We start from the raw sequence: 19,276 nt of genomic DNA, 5'->3' as shown, positions 1-19,276 counted from the left end.
TACAAAGCGTGGAGGAAAATGCAAGTCTTTGCCGGGTCAGGATCAGGAGGTTTCCATGCGCCCGCTCAACCCAGTCGCAATCGCACCGCCCTTCGCCCGCTATTCACATGGGGTGGAAGTCCCGGCTGGGCATCGGATTGTCCGGACTTCGGGCCAGCTGGGCTTGGCGCAGGATGGCACAGTGCCCCAAGGCGCGCGGGAGCAGGCTGATATCTGTTTCGAAAACATCCGCCATATTCTCGCCGAGGCCGGCATGATGCCCGAAGACGTGGTGCATGTGTCCGCCTTCGTGACGGATCGTGACCACATGGACGGTTACATGGCGGCGCGCGACGCCTTCCTTGCAGAGGCCGAGAGATTGCCAAGCTCGACCCTTCTGATCGTGTCCGGATTTACACGCCCTGATTTCGTGGTCGAAATCGAGGTCTGGGCCGCGGCGCCTTGACCAAGCACTGTAACCCGCAGGACTCAGGTTGCCCGGCGCGCGTTTCCTTTGGATGTGCCAGCGCCGTGCGTCGTGCTAGCAATAGCACAGGGGTAGGAAAGAAGAGGCATTCGTGCGCGTTCTCAGTGTGACATCGGTTCGGAACGAAGGGCCTTATCTGCTGGAGTGGATTGCCCACCACCGGGCCGCCGGCGTGTCGGATTTTCTAATTTTTTCAAATGATTGCGATGATGGCACGCACGAAATGCTCGAGGCGTTGCAAGCCGCCGGGGTCATTTGCCATGTGCCGCATGAGCCCAAGCCGGGAAAGAGCATTCAATGGCAGGCTCTGCGACAGGCGTGGCGCCATCCGTTGCGCAAGAAGGCGGATTGGATATTGGTCTCGGATGTGGATGAATTTCTCAACATCCATGTCGAAGGTCACAGTATTCCGGCGCTTGTGAACAGGGTGCCGGAAAACACCGATGCGATCGTGCTGCCGTGGCGGCTTTTTGGGCACAATGACGTGGTCGGGATCGAAGACGCCCCCGTGACCGAGCAATTTACCCGCGCGGCCCCTGCGGATTTGCAGTTCCCGATCTCGGCAAGCCTGTTCAAGACTCTGTTCCGGGCCAAGGGGCCGTTCAATCAACTGGGCGTGCACCGCCCCAAGCAGAAAGACCCTGAAAAAGCGGGTTTGCCCATTTTCGTCGATGGATCGGGGCAGCCGATGCACCCGTTTCTTGCCCGTGCCCCGCAACGTCTTTCGCTGTTTGACCTTGGGGTGGGGCGTGATCTGGTGGAGTTGAACCACTATGCCGTGCGGTCGGCCGCGGCCTTCGTCAATAAATGCGATCGCGGCCTGCCAAACAGGGCGCACAAGCTCGTCGATCTTTCATATTGGATCGAACGAAACTTCAATTCTGTTCCTGACTCTTCCGTGTCGCAAATGCGCCCTGCCACGGAAGAGGCCGAGAAGGAGCTGCGCGCGGTGCCGGGTGTCGCAGAGCTTCACGAGCAGGCAGTGGCATGGCATCGGGCGCGGTTTAGCGAACTGGTGAGCCGACCGGCGTATCAAGCGTTGATGACCGAGATTCTGGTGGCCGGGAGCAGCGCCATACTACCACAGCGTTTGCAGCGGCAACTGGTTCGGTGGTATCAGGAAGCCAACAAGACAACCGGCTGAACACGGTCGGGACAGGACGCAGGGTACGAGTAGGCACATGAGCCAGGTGAGGTTTCAAAGCGGTTCCTTCCAACATCTTGACGTTGATGGCGTGCGGGTGCTGGCCACGATTGGTATCGGCAAGGGCGATGCGGTGACCTATTTTTCGACTGGCACCGCTGCGGATATGATCGTGCCGGGAGACAAGACCGACATTCTCAACCTTCGTAGTGTCGGCAATGGGTTGATTGCCGATCTGCGCTATGATGGAGCGCGGCCAGAGCTAGTCTTGAACGGACACGCGGCTACCTTGCAACCGATCTTGCAGGAACAGGCGCTGTTTGAAGGTCTGAACGTCGCATTTGCCATTCGAAACGGGGAAACGTTGGCCGCGACCATCGACTGGCTGCGCTATCATGTCGAGCATCACGGAATGCAGGCAGCTCTGATCTTGGATCGGACGCGACCCGAAGAAGCAGCCAGCTTTGCCGGTGATCTTGGGCGACAGGCAACGGAGATCAGGGGGCTGAAACAGGTGGTCGTAGTGCATGCTGACATGCCGCTGGGCCACCACGACCTGCCGCCCGAAGCCCATCCGTTCAACGCGCCGGATGCGCCGGGCAAGGATCGGATGGATGTACCGCCACCTTCTCCTTGGGATGCGCCGCTGGGCGAGCTGCAAGTTTTTGAGCTGATGCGGCGGTGGTTCCTTGATCGCGCCCGCGCGGTGGCACTGCTGGATATCTCGGACCTGCTCACCAAACGCACCGGGAACAGTGTTGCGGGGCGCAACGTGTTTGACGCTGCGGTGCAATCGTCGTCCGGTGCGGTCACGCTGGTTGGGCAGCATTGCTACCCGTGGCGTGTGCGCAACAATGACGACGCCAGTTTTGGCGACCATATCTGCGTACAGTTCGATGCCAGCAAGATGCGTCGCAGATGGTGTGTGGCGCCGGGCCGGGCCGGACCCGGGGCTGTCTGGCGGCTGGTGCGGATTGTGGGGACATCGCCGAGCCCAGAGGAGTGGGTCTACTTCTATCGCTGCATGGGGTTGCGCCATCCAACAGATACGGTGTCCAAGATCGTGCCCAAGACGGCGCTGATCGAAGAACCGGCGCTTTTGGACCTTGCGGAAAACGTGTTCGAGCACAAACCGGTTCGCATGCCCGAGATCGCAAAACCAAAGATTGACCCCGACAGCAACGATGTCACGATCATCACCTGTATGAAAAATGAGGGCCCCTTCATCCTTGAATGGCTGGCCTATCACCGGGCCATCGGGGTCAAGGACGTGTTGGTCTACACCAACGACTGCAACGACGGCACCGACGCGTTCCTGCAGCTGTTGCAGGACAAAGGCTATGTCCAGCATCGCGAAAACCCGTTCAAGGGTACCGGGCTGAAACCACAGCACGCGGCATTGCAGGCGGGGGAAAAGGAAGATGTGATCAGGAGCGCCGATTGGGTGATCTCGATGGACGTGGATGAGTTCATCAATATCAAGACTGGTGACGGGACACTCAAAGCGCTGTTCAATGCGGTTGGGGGGGCGAACCTGATTTCCTGCACCTGGCGTTTGTTCGGAAATTCGGACGTGCATGAATACGCGGATGAACCGTTGATGGCGCAGTTCACCCGATGTGCCTATGAAATGACCCGCAAGCCGCATCAGGCGTGGGGCTTCAAGACGCTTTACCGCAATATCGGCCTGTTCAAGAAGCTCGGGGTGCACCGACCCAAGGGGCTTAACCCGCAGTTGTGGAACGAAATCAAATGGGTGAACGGGTCCGGCAAGCCTTTGCCCAAGGACATGTACCGCAACGCGTGGCGTTCAACGACGGATACGGTTGGATACGATCTGGTGCAGCTCAACCATTACGCGGTCCGGTCCGCCGAGAGTTTCCTCGTCAAGCGTGACAGGGGGCGTGTGAACCACGTGGATCGGGATCAGGGGTTGGCCTATTGGTTCAGGATGAACAACAACGTGGACGAAGATTGCTCGATCCAGCGCATGATCCCGTTGATGCAGGCTGAGATGGATCGCCTTTTGTCCGATCCCGAGATTGCCGAGGCCCATGCCTTTTGCGTGGATCGCCACCGGGCAAAGATCGACGCGCTGAAAGCCACGGAGAACTATGCGAAATTCTACGAAGAGTTGACAGGCGCGCGCATGGAAAAGCTGGCTCGGTTGCATCCGCATTTCGGAGCCAACGTGTTCCTAGCCGGGCCGCAGGTAATCCCTGATTGGGTTGTTGAAAAGGACTTGGCAGAAGACTTTTTCTTTACCGTTGATAAACAGGAAACCGCACATTGATCGGGTCTGGAGATGTCTTTGATTTTAGCTTGAAAATCGGAGACAAAATCTGGCGGACCGGGTAAACTGTTCGCAAATCAAGAACAAAGGGCAGGCGACATGGCCAAACTTCCCGAGATTGCATCCTTGTGGATTGGTGGGCAGCTCAGCTGGCTGGAGCAGCTTTGCCTGAAAAGCTTTGCCGACGCTGGGCATCACACGACGCTTTACAGCTACGAGGAAATCACGAATGTGCCCGAAGGGGTCCATACGGCAGATGCGAACGAGATCTTTCCGGGCGAACCGATGTATCGCCACGTGCGCACTGGAAGCCCTGCGATACACGCCGATCTGTGGCGTCTTAACCTTCTGAAAAAGACTGACAAGATCTGGGTGGACGCGGATATCTATTGCTACCGCCCGTTCAATTTCACACGGAAAACCGTGTTCGGATGGGAAAAGGATGATCTTGTCTGCAACGCCGTGTTGGGCTTGCCAAAAACCTCCAAGGCTTTGAATGCGATGCTCGAATTTTTCGAGGATGAGTACGCCATCGGCCCCTGGCTGAGGCCATGGCAGCAGAAGGAATTGCAGGCAGAGAAAGATGCTGGAAATCCGGTTCATATGACGGCGCAGAACTGGGGGTTCACGGGACCTGCGGCGGTGACGTATTTCCTCAAGCAATCCGGCGAAATCAAATATGCTGAACCTGTCGCCGCATTCTACCCGGTGAGTTTCAAGGACCGGAACAAGATGTTCCAAAGCCGGTTCGACATGGATGACTGGTTTACCGAAGACACCAAGGGGGTGCATTTCTGGGCCCGCCGGATGAAGCCGCGGCTTCAGGAAAAGGAAAACAACCGCCCGCGGCGCGGTTCCTTCATGCGCGAGGTTATGGTCAAACACGGGATCGACCCCGACGCCGCCCCAATTCCGGCGCGTGTGGTCAAGAACAAGGCACCTGTGGACGATCCCGAGTTCCAGGCGAAAATCGCCATTGAATCGCTCAAGGGCGAGGCGTCGATTACCAAGATTTCGCGCGACTACCTTGTCGAAAAAAGCTTTATCAAGGATTGCCGGGACAAGCTGGTCGCGGCGGCCCCTGGTGTTTTTCGCGAGGGTTGAAATGGACTATCGCCCGCGTATCCTCGACAATTACCAACACCGGCGGCATTTCCTGCAGCTGGTGAATATCCCCTTGTTTGGCACACCGTTCCTTTACATGAAGAACCACAAGGCGGCCTGCACCACGGTGCTTGCCACGTTGATGGCCAATCTCCTGCAGAAAAAAGGTGAGGGAACAGAAAGCATCGACATGGGGTCGGTGCATACGCCACCCAATACCCTGCTGCTGACTGGTCCGCGGGGTCTTTCGATGCCCCGGGTGATGGAGGCATTGGCGGACAAGCAGGTCTATCGCTTTACGATCGTGCGCGAACCCGTGGCGCGCACCGTGTCTTCCTTTGCCGACAAGATTTTGAAGGGGGAAAAGCAGAAGACCAAGCTGATGCGCTATCTCAAGAGGCCGGCAGACAGCGACATGAGCTTGTCCCAGTTTCTCGATGTCATGGCCCATGACGAGGGCGCGCGCGACGTGGACCGCCATTGGCGCAGTCAGCGGCTCGAAGTGTCCTACGATTTCATCAACTATGACTTTGTAGGGGACATGGCCGATTTGAACGGCGCCATGACAAGGATCGTGCGCCGCATATTCGATGTCGAACATCCGGAAGTTCAGGACACACGAACCTCGCTTGGTCACAAGTCCATGAGTGCCGAATTGATCGCAGCCATGACGGCGACCGACCGAAAGAACATCGAAACCGCTTTTGGACCCGACTTCGAAATGTATGAAGACGTTCGCCGGACGCTGGCAAGGGCGGCATGACATGAAGGATCGGCCCGAACAGACGCAGACCGAATGGCAGACAAACTTGCAATCCATCGGCGCGCGCGAGGGGTTTTACGAGGCGCTTGGTCCGGAGCACACGGCCCTGTTTGTCGAGCGCGGCAAGACATTGATCGTGACCTTCGAAAATCTGGATCATGTCTATGGGAACGCAGATGATCGCATGCCTTGGGGCTATGATTTCGTGACTTCGCGTGGTTGGTCGATGCTTGGTCTCATGGCGCATGACTGGACGTGGTATCGTGATTGTGACGTCCATGACTTTTTTGACCGGTTGCGCGAAGAAGGGTTTTTCAAGCGTTTCGACAAGGTGATCTTTTATGGTGCGTCGATGGGCGCTTATGCCGCCGCGGTGTTTTCCTCGGCAGCCCCCGGCGCGACCGTGATTTGCATTTCCCCACAAGCGACACTGGATCGCGGGGTCGCGTCATGGGAGACACGCTATCGCAAGGCATGGAAGCGAAACTACACCGACCGTTATGGCTATGCCCCGGACATGGTGTCCGATGCGGAGGCGGTGCACCTGTTTTATGATCCGCGCGCGGCGCTTGACGCGATGCATGCCGCCCTGTTTCGCGGCGCACATGTTCACAAGTATCGCTGTCGTTTCATGGGGCACCGGATCGCGTCGCTGTGGTTGCAGATGGGAGTTCTAAAACCGGTGATCGAAGGCTGTGTCGCTGGGACGATGACGGATGCGGAATTCTACACCCTGTTGCGCCGCCGCCGGGAAACGCCGCGCTTTCAAAAGGAAATGCTGCACACGCTCGAAGGGATGAATCGTCCGAAGCTGTTGGCGCGCTATTGCCGTGCCGTGCTGGCCCGGCGTCGCGGGCCGCATTTTCGCAAGGCACTGCGCGCTGCCGAGCAACGCATCGCCAAATACGAGAAAAAACGCTAGCCGCGTTTCAACGTGTCTCCGAAGCTGATCTTGGGGGTCAGGGTCACTTTCCCGTCGGGATCGTCACCGGCGACGCGTTGTGCGATGATTTCGGCCGCCTTTGTGCCGATCTCCTTGCGGCAGGCATCCATCGTTGCAAGCTGTCGCGGCAGCCCCTGCAAAAGTTCGACCCCGTTGAACCCGGCCAAACCGATCTGGCCGGGTATGTCGATCCCCTGTTCCAGCAGGTACAAAAGACCACCCGCGCCGATCATGTCGTTGGAATAATAAATGAAGTCGATCTCGGGGCTTCGATCCAGAACGGTCTTGGTCATCTCGCGCCCTTTGGCCAGTGCCGACCCGCCCGAATAGAACTCGCGGTCGCAGACCTCGACTCCGGATTTGGCCAGCGTTTCCGTGAACCCTTCAAAGCGTTTCCTGGCCCGGTGATCGAGGGGCATCTTCGTTCCCAGGAAAGCGATTTTTCGGTATCCGGCGTCGAGAATGGCCGAAGCCATCTCCCGTCCGGCGCGGCGATGCGAGATCCCGACCATCGCGTCGACAGGATCACCGTCCGTATCCATGATCTCAACCACCGGAATGCCGCTGGCCTTCAGCATCGCGCGAGCCGCGTCGGTGTGTTCCAGACCCGCGATGATCACGCCCGAAGGGCGCCAGGACAACATCTCATAAAGGACTTTTTCCTCTTTTTCAGGGATATAGTCAGAAACCCCAACAACCGGTTGCAGATCCGTTTCTTCAAGAGCTTGGCTGATGCCGGAAAGTACCTCGGGGAATACCATGTTGGACAGGGATGGAATAATCACTGCCACAAGGTTAACCCTCTGGCTGGCCAATGCCCCGGCGATCTTGTTGGGCACATAGCCTAGATCCTTGGCCGCCTTGAGAACTTTTTCGCGGGTTGCGCTGGACACATCGCCTCTGTTTCGAAGAACCCGGCTGACCGTCATCTCGGACACGCCTGAAACCTCGGACACGTCGCGCAATGTCAATGAACGTTTGTCGCTTGCCACTGAATATCATCCTGTTGAGCTGAAGCGATGTTACCGCGAACATCGTTGCGGGTTCAAGCGTTGCCGAAAGCTTCGACCAAGGGAAACTTTTTTGTATGGGGGCATGACATCGTCCAAACAGAAAGATAGAAGCGTCGGCAAGCGGCCCCGTGGCTCAACTGGATAGAGCAGCCCCCTCCTAAGGGGCAGGTTGCAGGTTCGAATCCTGCCGGGGTCGCCAAAGCAAAATCATGAAAAGCCTTGGTGCGACGTGAAGCGGGTCCAGACGCGCTGGGCCATGCTGTAGGGTTGGTTTCAGGCGAAACACGTGCAGCAATTTTTGGGGATATTTGGTGCCCAGAAGAGGACTCGAACCTCCACGTCCATACGGACACTAGCACCTGAAGCTAGCGCGTCTACCAATTCCGCCATCTGGGCACGGGTTGGTGAGGCAGGCGTTTAGACCCGGGGCGGGGGCGTGTCAACGGCGATTCTGAAAAGAATCGGAAAAATTATTTCCGAAAGTTTCGGGGCATTCGGGCCGATGTGCTTTGAGGAAAACTCCCAGGAAGGGGATTCTTGTCGCGGGGGGGTGTTTGCGGCTTGTTCCCAAGGCCCTTGGGCGTTATTCGGACAGGGACTTATTGATAGCGGAGGCCCCTCATGTCGAAACTTGTCACCATCTACGGCGGCTCTGGTTTTGTTGGGCGCCATATTGCACAGCGTATGGCCAAGGAAGGCTGGCGGGTGCGTGTGGCCGTGCGTCGCCCGAACGAAGCGATGTTCGTCAAACCTTATGGGGCCGTCGGCCAGGTCGAGCCCGTGTTCTGCAACATCCGCGACGACGCCTCGGTGGCGGCTGTGATGGACGGGGCGGATGCGGTGGTAAACTGCGTTGGTATTCTCGACAACAGCGGCAAGAACACCTTTGACGCGGTGCAAGCGGATGGCGCAGAGCGTATTGCGCGGCTGGCGGCTGCCGCAGGGATCGAGCGCATGGTGCATATTTCGGCCATTGGTGGGGACGCCGAGTCCGAAAGCGCATATGCCCGGACCAAAGCAGCAGGCGAGGCTGGTGTGCTGGCGCATATGCCTGGTGCGATGATCCTGCGCCCCTCGGTGATCTTTGGCATGGATGATCAGTTCTTCAACCGTTTCGCGTCGATGTCGCGGATGGGGCCGATCCTGCCGATCGTCGGTGGCGAAACCAAGTTCCAGCCGGTTTACGTGGATGACGTTGCCAAGGCTGCCGTGATGGGCGTTCTGGGCGAAGCCGAAGGCCTGTTCGAGCTGGGTGGCCCGGAAGTCAAAACTCTGCGTGGCTGGGTTGAGGAAATCCTTGAAGTCATCCACCGCAAGAAAGTCATCCTGAACCTGCCGTTTGGCATTGGTCGCCTGATGGGCTGGACCTTTGACATGATCTGCAAGGTTCTCTTTGGTCTGTTCGACAACAAGATCCTGACCCGTGATCAGGTCAAGTTGCTGCGCCATGACAACGTGGTGTCCGAAGGGGCACAGAGCTTTGAGGCGCTGGGGATCAAGCCAGTGGCACCGGAATCGGTGATTGCCGACTACCTGTGGCGGTTCCGTCCGTCGGGTCAGTACGATGCCATCAAGGATTCTGCCAAAAATCTGCGTGTCTGAGACGCAAGACTACTCGGAAAGAAACGAAAGGCGGGTCGGAAACGACCCGCCTTATGTGTATGCGATGCCCAGCAGGATAAGACCAAGCACAACCCGGTAGATCACATATGGTGTAAAGCTGACCGAGCGCAGAAGGCGCATCATGAACTTCAGCGCCAGTAGGGCGGCGAAAAAGGACATCACAGCAGCGATGGCCCCGTCACGTGCGGTGGCCAAATCGGCCTGCCCGGCGACTTCGATGGCAAGAAGGGTGCCGCTCGCCAAAATTGTCGGGATCGACATCAGCATGGCAAGTTTGGCCGCGTCGTGGCGGTTGTACCCAAGGTGGCGGGCGCCGGTGATGGTGATGCCGGACCGCGATGTTCCGGGAATAAGGGCAACGGCCTGCCACAGGCCCATGATGATGGCGTCGCGCAGGTTCCATGCTGAATCAACCTTGTCGGTGGGTCCCTTCTGGTCGGCCCACCACAGAACGATCCCGAAGACAAGCATAGCCCAGCCGATCACGGCAATCGAGCGCATGGCGTCGTCAAGCCCCGTCAGCTTGAGTGCCAACCCGGCGAGGATCACAGGGACTGTGGCAACGATAAGCAAAAAGGCCAAGTTCGCTCCGGGTGTGTCTCGATGGCCGGTCAACAGGCGGGGCAATCCAAAGAGAGCGGCGCGCACGTCCGTCCAGAAAAAAAGAACAACGGCACCGAGCGTTCCGACGTGTACAGCGACGTCAATTGCCTGTCCCTGATCGTCGAGCCCTGTGAGATTCGGCAAGAGAATCAGGTGCCCGGATGAGCTGACTGGCAAAAATTCGGTGATGCCCTGAATGACAGCGACCAGAAAAATGTGAAACAGTGTCATGGGGCCTCGCGCGCGCCGGTGATGGTGCTATGGTATAAGTAACAGAAAATAAATGGAAAGTTGTTTTTGCGTCCGGTTCGGACCAAAAATAGGGGGTTTCAGCGCGACTTTCTGCGCTCGAAGAGCGAAAAATATGAATTTAGGTCAGCACAATTGACTTTTATCCTGTTCCGGAATTGCTTAAACACGCGCCACTGGATGTAATCAGGAGGCAGCTGCCGTGGCTAAGCAACCGATGTTGAAATTTGTGACCGTTGAACGCGACATGCCGGAAAAGCGTGATGCGAGTGCGCGGAAACAGGATTTCAATGAAATCTACGCAGAGTTCGCCAAGGCCAAGGCCGAGGAGCAGGCCAGCCGCTGTTCGCAGTGTGGTGTGCCCTATTGCCAGTCGCACTGCCCGCTGCACAACAACATTCCCGATTGGCTGCGCCTGACCGCGACGGGTCGTCTGGAAGAAGCCTATGGCATCAGCCAGGCCACCAACACGTTCCCGGAGATCTGTGGTCGTATCTGCCCGCAGGACCGTCTGTGCGAAGGCAACTGCGTGATCGAGCAGTCCGGCCACGAGACCGTTACGATTGGTGCCGTCGAGAAGTACATCACCGATACCGCGTGGGAAGAAGGCTGGGTCAAGCCTATCGTCCCGGCGCAGGAGCGTCCCGAGAGCGTTGGCATCATCGGGGCCGGCCCCGGTGGCCTTGCGGCGGCGGATCGTCTGCGCCGAGCGGGCGTTCAGGTGACGGTGTATGACACCCATGACCGCGCTGGCGGTCTGCTGACCTATGGCATCCCCGGATTCAAGCTGGAGAAAGATGTGGTGATGCGCCGCAACGATCAGCTTGAGCAGGGCGGCGTGACCTTCAGGCTCAACTGCGAGGTTGGCAAGGACATCTCGTTCGCCGAAATCCGCGAAGCGCATGACGCCGTGATCATCGCGACGGGCGTGTACAAAAGCCGTGATTTGCAAGGGCCTGGTGCCGGTGCGGCCGGGATCGTCAAGGCGATTGATTATCTCACCGCGTCCAACCGCCTGAGCTTTGGCGATACGGTGCCGGAGTTCGAAAGCGGGGAACTCAATGCCGAGGGCAAGAAGGTTGTCGTGATCGGTGGCGGCGACACCGCAATGGACTGTGTGCGCACCGCGATCCGGCAGGGCGCGGAAAGCGTGAAGTGCCTCTATCGCCGTGACCGTGCCAACATGCCCGGTTCGCAGCGCGAGACCAAGAACGCCGAAGAAGAGGGCGTGGAGTTCGTCTGGCTGTCGGCGCCCAAGGGCTTTTCCGGTAATCCGGTCAGCGGCGTGATGGTACAGAAGATGCGTCTGGGTCAGCCCGACGCTTCGGGCCGTCAGAGCCCCGAGGTGATCGAGGGCGCGGACTATGTCGAAGAAGCCGACCTCGTGATCAAGGCGCTGGGTTTCGAACCCGAAGACCTGCCGACACTGTGGGAGCAGCCCGATCTGGAAGTGACCCGTTGGGGCACGATCAAGGCGGCGTTCACCACCGGCGCAACCGACATGGATGGCGTCTATGCGGTGGGGGATATCGTGCGCGGTGCCTCGCTGGTGGTTTGGGCGATCAAGGACGGGCGCGACTGTGCCGATGCGATCCTTGAGCGGTTTGGTGCAAACGCTGCGGTGGCCGCCGAATAGGCTTCGGTAACGCGTCGGTATTACGTCGGTATCGCCACGCACCCGTCAAAAGAAGGAAAGACAGCATGGCTGACCTGACTGCCCTCAAGCTTGGTAGCGCTTCACTTACCTTTGTGAGCGCGATCCTCGCCGCGTGCAGCGTTCTGGCGGCTGAAGTTCCGGTGCCCGCGAGCTGTGAAGCCTTTGCGACGGTGCACCGCGATAGCTGTGTGGCAACCTCGTATCTGCGCTGCGGTGACCAGGTGCAGGCCGTGTCCTATTCCGAAGGTCTATTGCACGACACCCATGTGTTCGGTCCGCAATGGGATTTGGTTGGCTATTTCGCCGATGACGGCAAGGCCGAAGTCAGAGCCCTTGCAGGCAGCGCACCGGAGGCGGATTTGACCGCGGAGCTGGAAAGCGGAGAAAGTCTTGGCACACGTGAATTGGAATTCGCGTCGGGTGTGCTCAAGGGCAACAAGGTCACGGTCGACTCGGCGCTGCGTTTTGGCGACGAAACTGTCGAGATCGGGGGCGTTTCCCTGCGCAAGGGGACGCTGTCGCGTCTCATGACGGTGCAGAAGAACGGCGTGACCGCGCAATATGACTTTGTGGTCTATGCCACCCCAGACGCGTCGCTTTTCATCGAGGGCGCCGCAGATGTGAACCAGTTCGGCAGAGAAAGTCGGTTGGAATGGACCCCGCAAAAAATCGTCTTTGCCGGGGAGCCCGGTTTCCTGGCGACAACATCAGATATTCCGTGTGGCAGCTAAGACTGCCCGCGACATGACCCAGCATCCCGCAGCGGGACGCGCAAACGAAATAACACCCAAGGCCGAGGCCGGTCGCTGACCGCCCCCTTAGAAGGAGAGCCCCGATGACGAAGTATGATGAAAACTGGGCCCGTGCCGAAGAAGCCAAGCGCAAGTGGCTTGCCGAGAACGGTCTGTATTCGGAGGAAGAAGAGCATTCTTCCTGCGGTGTTGGCCTTGTCGTGTCGATTGATGGAAAACCCAGCCGCAAGGTTGTTGAGGCGGGAATTACCGCGCTGAAGGCGATCTGGCACCGGGGTGCTGTGGATGCAGACGGCAAGACCGGCGATGGCGCGGGTATTCACGTTCAGATTCCCGTAAACTTTTTCTACGACCAGATCCGCCGTACCGGCCACGAGCCGCAGATGGATCGCCTGATGGCGGTTGGCCAGGTGTTCCTGCCGCGTACTGATCATGGGGCGCAGGAAGCGTGCCGGACCATCGTGGAAACCGAAGTTCTCAAGATGGGGTATTCCATCTATGGCTGGCGCCATGTTCCTGTGGACATCACCTGCCTGGGCGAAAAGGCCAACGCGACCCGTCCTGAGATCGAGCAGATCCTGATTTCGAACTCGAAAGGTGTCGACGAAGAACAGTTCGAACGCGAACTCTATGTGATCCGTCGTCGGATCGAGAAAGCGGCTGCTGCGGCCAATATCGCGGGTCTTTACGTGGCATCGCTGTCGTGCCGGTCGATCATCTACAAGGGTATGATGCTCGCCGAGCAGGTGGCCGTGTTCTATCCCGACCTGCAGGACGAGCGCTTTGAATCGGCCTTTGCGATTTATCACCAGCGCTATTCGACCAACACGTTCCCGCAGTGGTGGTTGGCGCAGCCGTTCCGCATGCTGGCCCACAACGGCGAAATCAACACGCTCAAGGGCAACCTGAACTGGATGAAGAGCCACGAGATCCGTCTTGCTTCGGCGGCCTTTGGTGAGCTCGCCGAAGACATCAAACCAATTGTGCCGGGTGGCAGCTCGGACTCGGCGGCGCTGGATGCCGTTTTCGAAATGATGGTGCGGGCCGGGCGGTCTGCGCCGATGGCGAAAACCATGCTGGTGCCCGAAAGCTGGTCGCAGCAGGCGGTGGAGTTGCCGCAGGCATGGCGCGACATGTATTCCTATTGCAACTCGGTCATGGAACCGTGGGACGGCCCCGCCGCGCTGGCGATGACCGATGGCCGTTGGGTCTGTGCCGGTCTAGACCGGAACGGCCTGCGCCCGATGCGCTATGTCGTGACCGGCGACGGGCTGCTGATTTCGGGGTCTGAAGCGGGCATGGTGCCGATTGACGAATTCAACGTCATCGAGAAAGGCGCGCTGGGTCCGGGGCAGCTTTTGGCCGTGGATATGGAAGAGGGCAAGCTCTACCACGATACGGAGATCAAGGACAAACTGGCCAATGCCCGCCCTTATGGCGAGTGGGTTGGCAAAATCCGTGACCTCGGAGAGGAGTTGGGCGAGATCGAGGAGAAGCCCAGCTTTGCCGGTGAAGAACTGCGCAAGCGCCAGATCGCGGCCGGGTTCAGCATGGAAGAGGTTGAGCAGATCCTTGCGCCGATGGCCGAGGATGGCAAAGAGGCGCTGGCCTCGATGGGCGATGACACGCCGAGCGCGGTTCTCTCGAAGATGTACCGTCCGCTGAGCCATTTCTTCCGCCAGAACTTCAGCCAGGTCACCAACCCACCGATCGACAGCCTGCGCGAATACCGGGTGATGAGCCTCAAGACGCGGTTCGGCAACCTCAAGAACGTTCTGGACGAAGACGGCAGCCAGACCGAGATCGTGATGCTGGAAAGCCCGTTCGTGGGCAACACTCAGTTCGCGCACCTTCTCAAGGCGTTCGATGACACGGTGGTGCGTATCGACTGTACCTTCGAAGCGGGGGCCGGGGACGGTGCGCTGCGTAAAGGTCTGGAACGGATTCGCGCCGAGGCCGAGGACGCTGTGCGCAGCGGTGCGGGGCATATCGTGCTGAGCGACGAGGCGCAGGGCGAGGCCAAGGTTGGCATGCCGATGATCCTTGCCACGAGCGCCGTGCACAGCCACCTGACGCGCAAGGGGTTGCGGACCTTCTGTTCGCTGAACGTGCGGTCTGCCGAGTGTATCGACCCGCATTACTTTGCCGTGCTGATCGGCGCTGGTGCGACCGTGGTGAACGCCTATCTCGCAGAAGACACGCTGGCCGACCGGATTGCACGGGGGCTTGCCGACGGGTCTCTGACCGAGAATGTCGCGCGCTATCGCGAGGCGGTGGATCAGGGGTTGCTGAAGATCATGGCCAAGATGGGGATCTCGGTGATCTCGTCCTATCGCGGCGGTCTGAACTTCGAGGCCGTGGGCCTGTCGCGTGCGATGTGTGCGGAATACTTCCCCGGCATGATCAGCCGTATTTCGGGTATCGGTGTAACTGGTATCCAGAAGAAGGCCGAAGAGGTTCACGCCAAGGGCTGGCTGAGCGGGCAGGACGTGTTGCCCATCGGTGGCTTCTACAAGGCACGCAAGTCGGGCGAAACCCACGCCTGGAGTGCGCAGACCATGCACATGATGCAGGCGGCCTGCAACCGCGCCTCCTACCAGCTTTGGAAGCAGTACAGCGAGAAGATGCGGTCGAACCCGCCGATCCACCTGCGCGATCTACTGGACATCAAGCCGCTGGGTAAGGCGATCCCGATCGAGGAAGTGGAATCGATCACAGCGATCCGCAAACGCTTTGTGACGCCGGGCATGTCTCTGGGCGCGCTGAGCCCCGAAGCGCACAAGACGCTGAACGTGGCGATGAACCGGATCGGTGCAAAATCCGACTCGGGTGAAGGTGGGGAAGATCCGGCGCATTTCGTGCCGGAACCCAACGGCGACAACCCGTCGGCCAAGATCAAGCAGGTGGCCTCGGGTCGTTTCGGTGTGACCGCTGAATACCTGAACCAGTGTGAAGAACTGGAGATCAAGGTCGCGCAGGGCGCCAAGCCCGGTGAGGGCGGCCAGCTTCCGGGCATGAAGGTCACCGACCTGATTGCACGTCTGCGCCATTCGACCAAAGGCGTGACCCTGATCTCGCCGCCGCCGCACCACGATATTTATTCGATCGAAGACCTTGCGCAGTTGATCTATGACCTCAAGCAGATCAACCCGCGCTGTAAGGTGACGGTGAAGCTGGTGGCATCCTCGGGTGTTGGCACGATTGCGGCCGGCGTGGCCAAGGCCAAGGCGGATATCATCCTGATCTCGGGCGGCAATGGCGGCACCGGGGCATCCCCGGCGACCTCGATCAAGTTCGCGGGCCTGCCGTGGGAAATGGGCCTGACCGAAGCGCATCAGGTTCTGGCTATGAACAAGCTGCGGGACCGGGTCACGCTGCGGACCGACGGTGGCTTGCGCACGGGTCGCGACATTGTGATGGCCGCAATGATGGGCGCCGAGGAATACGGCATCGGCACCGCCGCGCTGATCGCGATGGGCTGTATCATGGTGCGTCAGTGCCAGTCGAACACCTGCCCGGTTGGTGTATGTACGCAGGATGAAGACCTGCGCAAGAAATACACCGGCAGCGCTGACAAGGTGGTGAACCTGATCACCTTCTATGCGCAGGAAGTGCGCGAGATCCTTGCCAGCATCGGCGCACGGTCGCTGGACGAGATAATCGGCCGGGCCGACCTGTTGGCACAGGTCAGCCGTGGGGCTGCGCATCTGGACGACCTCGATCTCAACCCGCTTTTGATCACGGTCGATGGCGCTGCAGAGATCGTCTACGACCGCCACAAGCCGCGCAATGCCGTGCCGGATACGCTTGATGCGGAAATCGTGCGTGACGCGCATCGCTTCCTTGAGGATGGTGAGAAGATGCAGCTTTCCTATGCGGTGCAGAACACGCACCGGACGGTGGGCACGCGGACCTCGTCCTATATCGTGCGTAACTTTGGGATGCGCAACGCACTGCAGGAGGATCATCTGACCGTGAAGCTGACCGGTTCTGCCGGGCAATCGCTTGGGGCGTTTGCTGCGCCGGGGCTCAAGATCGAAGTGTCGGGCGATGCCAACGACTATGTCGGCAAGGGCCTGTCGGGTGGCATGATCGTCGTGCGCCCGCCTATGGCAAGCCCGCTGACGGCGAGTGAAAACACCATCATCGGCAACACGGTTCTTTATGGGGCCACCGACGGCCACCTGTTTGCCGCTGGACGTGCCGGGGAACGGTTCGCGGTGCGCAACTCGGGGGCCAAAGTGGTGATCGAGGGGTGTGGCAGCAACGGCTGTGAATACATGACCGGTGGTGTTGCCGTGATCCTTGGCGAGATCGGGGCCAACTTTGGCGCGGGCATGACCGGCGGCATGGCCTATCTCTATGACCCGGAGAACCGGGCCGAAGCGGTCATGAACATGGAGACGTTGGTGACTTGTCCCGTGACGGTGGCGCATTGGGAAACACAGTTGAAGGGTCTGATCGAGCGTCACGTGGCCGAGACCGGAAGCCGCAAGGGCGCCGACATCCTGCAGCATTGGGATGTGGAAAAGACCAACTTCCTTCAGGTTTGCCCGAAAGAGATGCTGGTGCATCTCAAGCATCCGCTGAGCGTGGAAGAGGCGGCGGTTCCTGCCGAATAACCGGGCATTCGACCCAAGATTTGAAACTCCGCAGACCCATGGCCTGCGGGGTTTTTCGCTTGATTTGGCAGATTTCAGCCCTTGGGCGCATACTGGGGCCGTATTCCGGGAGAATCATCATGATCAAGCAAATTTGGATGGGAGTTGTTCTTTGGTTGTCGCTGCCGCTTGCTGCTTTCGCGGGGCAATGCGGATATGACTATTGCTGGGGTGCCGTTGGGATTGGTCCAGGGGGCGCTTGGGGCTATTCCTACGGTCAGTACTCCGAGCAGGATGCGATCAATCTGTTGCAGAACGAATGTGGCTGGGATTGTGACACCGTGCGCACCTTCTACAACACCTGTGGTGCCATGGCCTCGGGCAGCAATGGCAGTTGGGGATTCGGCTGGGGCGGGTCGCGCTCCATCGCCGAGTCGAACGCATTGGACTACTGCTATCAATACGGCAACAACTGCCAGGTGCGTGTCTGGGCCTGTTCCCCCTGAAGCGTGACCTTGCGACGCTTGCGTGGAAACGCCTGAGCGTCTACTCCATCGCTCAATAACGATTGGGCTAGGTATGAGCGGGAAGAAGGCGCCGAAGAAGCAGAGATGGACCAGGCGCCAATGGCTGCGCCTGCGCTATTGGTTGCGGCGTGCGGCGGTCTGGCTGGTCTCGCTGATCATCCTTGTCGTTCTTCTGTTTTCGGTTGTGAACCCGCCGACCACGATGACCATGCTGTCCGAAACACGACGGTTGGGCAGAGTGGATCAGGAATGGGTGCCGATCGAAGAGATCGCGCCGGTCATGCGCCGGTCGGTCGTGGCGGCAGAGGACGCCAATTTCTGTCTGCACTGGGGATTCGACATGAAAGCGATCCGCGCCGCGCTTGATGAGGGCGCGGGGCGCGGGGCTTCGACGATCAGTCAGCAGGTGGTCAAGAATGTGTACCTCTGGCAGGGGCGCAACTGGGCGCGCAAGGCGATCGAAGCGCTGCTGACGCCGTTGGTCGAGATCACGTGGTCCAAGCGGCGTATTCTGGAAGTCTACCTCAACGTGGCCGAGTTCGATGAGGGGGTGTTTGGCGTCGAAGCGGCGGCGCGGCATTACTTTGGCGTGGGGCCGGAAGACCTGAGCGCGGTGCAGGCGGCGCGGCTGGCGGCGGTGCTGCCCAACCCGAAGAAACGGTCGGCAAGCAATCCGTCAGCCGCTTTGCGCAAACGCGCGGCGCGGATCATGGACGGGGCGGCGACCATCCGCGACGAGGCCCGCGCGGCGTGTTTCGAGGATTGAAAATCCGCGCGCGGCAAGGCATTGAGGGAGAAATCCCGCTAAATGGTGTGTTGCCGCGATGAACCGACTTTTCCATGTTCCCTTGTCCCCGTTCTGCCGCAAGGTGCGCCTGAGCCTGGCCGAAAAACGGATCGAAGTGGAGCTTGTGGAAGAACGGTATTGGGAAAAGGACGCCGATTTCCTGCGTCGCAACCCGGCGGCCAAGGTTCCGGTACTCAAGATGGACGGCAAGATGATGGCCGAGAGCAGCGCCATCTGTGAATACCTTGAGGAAAAGTACCCCGAACCTTCTTTGATGCCGCGCGATCCGGACGGGCGCTATGAAGTGCGCCGCCTGGTGGCGTGGTTCGATGACAAGTTCCACAACGAAGTGACATCAAAGCTGCTTTACGAGCGGGTGAACAAGAAGGTGATGGGCACGGGCTATCCCGACAGCGCCAACGTCAAGGCCGGGGCCAAGGCGATCAAGTATCATCTCGACTACATGCACTGGCTTCTGGATCACCGTCGCTGGCTGGCCGGGGACGTGATGACGCTGGCTGATTTTGCGGCGGCCGCGCACCTGTCGTCGCTGGATTACATTTCGGACGTGGATTGGAACCGGTCCGAAGTTGTCAAGGACTGGTATGCGACAATCAAGTCACGCCCGGCCTTTCGTGCCATTCTGGCGGACCAGATTCCCGGTTTCCCGCCGCCCGCGCATTATGCCGATCTGGATTTCTAATAAAGGGGGGCCAGCCCCCCGTCGCCTGTGGCGACTCCCCCCGGGGTA

Annotated in this window: 15 protein-coding genes and 2 tRNA genes; 14 read left to right on the top strand and 3 right to left on the bottom strand. The window is 59.3% G+C overall.

Annotation, left to right across the window (positions count from 1 at the left end; genetic code table 11):
* Nucleotides 1–55 precede the first annotated feature (55 nt).
* From BMZ35_RS06110 to BMZ35_RS06085, 6 genes are all read left to right on the top strand, one after another.
* Nucleotides 56–445, top strand: coding sequence for a RidA family protein (locus tag BMZ35_RS06110; protein ID WP_093092615.1), 390 nt, complete (start codon nt 56–58; stop codon nt 443–445).
* Between the two features lie 112 nt (nt 446–557).
* The gene (locus BMZ35_RS06105; RefSeq protein WP_093091844.1) at nt 558–1,610 is read left to right on the top strand and encodes a glycosyltransferase family 2 protein; all 1,053 of its coding nucleotides are present in this window, start codon (nt 558–560) and stop codon (nt 1,608–1,610) included.
* Nucleotides 1,611–1,647: 37 nt separating this feature from the next.
* Nucleotides 1,648–3,903 carry a glycosyltransferase family 2 protein gene (locus tag BMZ35_RS06100; RefSeq protein WP_093091842.1) on the top strand — a complete coding sequence of 752 codons (2,256 nt, stop codon included), beginning with the start codon at nt 1,648–1,650 and terminating at the stop codon, nt 3,901–3,903.
* 99 nt (nt 3,904–4,002) lie between these two features.
* Entirely contained in the window at nt 4,003–5,007 is a 1,005-nt protein-coding gene (locus BMZ35_RS06095; protein ID WP_093091840.1) for a hypothetical protein, read from the top strand.
* A 1-nt stretch (nt 5,008) separates the two neighbouring features.
* Entirely contained in the window at nt 5,009–5,770 is a 762-nt protein-coding gene (locus BMZ35_RS06090) for a sulfotransferase family 2 domain-containing protein (protein WP_093091838.1), read from the top strand.
* The gene (locus tag BMZ35_RS06085) at nt 5,733–6,692 is read left to right on the top strand and encodes an alpha/beta hydrolase (protein WP_165610014.1); all 960 of its coding nucleotides are present in this window, start codon (nt 5,733–5,735) and stop codon (nt 6,690–6,692) included. The genes BMZ35_RS06090 and BMZ35_RS06085 overlap by 38 nt, the downstream gene beginning before the upstream one ends.
* Here the strand turns inward: BMZ35_RS06085 and BMZ35_RS06080 are convergent.
* Nucleotides 6,689–7,705 carry a LacI family DNA-binding transcriptional regulator gene (locus BMZ35_RS06080; RefSeq protein ID WP_093091834.1) on the bottom strand — a complete coding sequence of 339 codons (1,017 nt, stop codon included), beginning with the start codon at nt 7,703–7,705 and terminating at the stop codon, nt 6,689–6,691. The genes BMZ35_RS06085 and BMZ35_RS06080 overlap by 4 nt on opposite strands.
* A gap of 143 nt (nt 7,706–7,848) precedes the next feature.
* Here BMZ35_RS06080 and BMZ35_RS06075 point away from each other — a divergent pair.
* Nucleotides 7,849–7,925: transfer RNA gene (locus BMZ35_RS06075), tRNA-Arg, on the top strand.
* A gap of 110 nt (nt 7,926–8,035) precedes the next feature.
* On the opposite strand, the gene BMZ35_RS06070 is transcribed toward BMZ35_RS06075, so the two are convergent.
* Nucleotides 8,036–8,122 (bottom strand) — tRNA-Leu (locus BMZ35_RS06070).
* Nucleotides 8,123–8,347: 225 nt separating this feature from the next.
* On the opposite strand from BMZ35_RS06070, the gene BMZ35_RS06065 reads away from it, so the two are divergent.
* On the top strand, nt 8,348–9,328 hold the full coding sequence (locus BMZ35_RS06065; RefSeq protein WP_093091832.1) for a complex I NDUFA9 subunit family protein: 981 nt from the start codon (nt 8,348–8,350) through the stop codon (nt 9,326–9,328).
* A gap of 51 nt (nt 9,329–9,379) precedes the next feature.
* On the opposite strand, the gene BMZ35_RS06060 is transcribed toward BMZ35_RS06065, so the two are convergent.
* On the bottom strand, nt 9,380–10,183 hold the full coding sequence (locus tag BMZ35_RS06060; protein ID WP_093091831.1) for an undecaprenyl-diphosphate phosphatase: 804 nt from the start codon (nt 10,181–10,183) through the stop codon (nt 9,380–9,382).
* Nucleotides 10,184–10,403: 220 nt separating this feature from the next.
* On the opposite strand from BMZ35_RS06060, the gene BMZ35_RS06055 reads away from it, so the two are divergent.
* From BMZ35_RS06055 to fzlA, 6 genes are all read left to right on the top strand, one after another.
* Nucleotides 10,404–11,837 carry an NAD(P)-dependent oxidoreductase gene (locus tag BMZ35_RS06055; RefSeq protein ID WP_093091829.1) on the top strand — a complete coding sequence of 478 codons (1,434 nt, stop codon included), beginning with the start codon at nt 10,404–10,406 and terminating at the stop codon, nt 11,835–11,837.
* Nucleotides 11,838–11,902: 65 nt separating this feature from the next.
* Nucleotides 11,903–12,589 (top strand): hypothetical protein, encoded by a 687-nt coding sequence (locus tag BMZ35_RS06050; protein ID WP_093091827.1) that lies wholly within the window; start codon nt 11,903–11,905, stop codon nt 12,587–12,589.
* Between the two features lie 104 nt (nt 12,590–12,693).
* Nucleotides 12,694–17,232, top strand: a complete 4,539-nt coding sequence (gene gltB / locus BMZ35_RS06045; protein WP_093091825.1) for a glutamate synthase large subunit — start codon at nt 12,694–12,696, stop codon at nt 17,230–17,232.
* Between the two features lie 119 nt (nt 17,233–17,351).
* Nucleotides 17,352–17,717, top strand: a complete 366-nt coding sequence (locus BMZ35_RS06040) for a DUF4189 domain-containing protein (RefSeq protein WP_165610013.1) — start codon at nt 17,352–17,354, stop codon at nt 17,715–17,717.
* A gap of 73 nt (nt 17,718–17,790) precedes the next feature.
* A complete protein-coding gene (gene mtgA / locus BMZ35_RS06035) occupies nt 17,791–18,504 on the top strand; it encodes a monofunctional biosynthetic peptidoglycan transglycosylase (protein ID WP_093091823.1) in 714 nt (237 codons plus the stop codon).
* Nucleotides 18,505–18,562: 58 nt separating this feature from the next.
* The gene (fzlA, locus tag BMZ35_RS06030; protein WP_093091821.1) at nt 18,563–19,228 is read left to right on the top strand and encodes an FtsZ-binding protein FzlA; all 666 of its coding nucleotides are present in this window, start codon (nt 18,563–18,565) and stop codon (nt 19,226–19,228) included.
* Nucleotides 19,229–19,276 lie beyond the last annotated feature (48 nt).

Origin of the sequence: Shimia aestuarii (genome assembly GCF_900114635.1) — a bacterium.
In the GTDB taxonomy this organism is placed as follows: Bacteria; Pseudomonadota; Alphaproteobacteria; order Rhodobacterales; family Rhodobacteraceae; genus Shimia; species Shimia aestuarii.
Note: the sequence above shows the minus strand (reverse complement) of the source record. Positions and strands in the feature narration are given on the sequence as shown.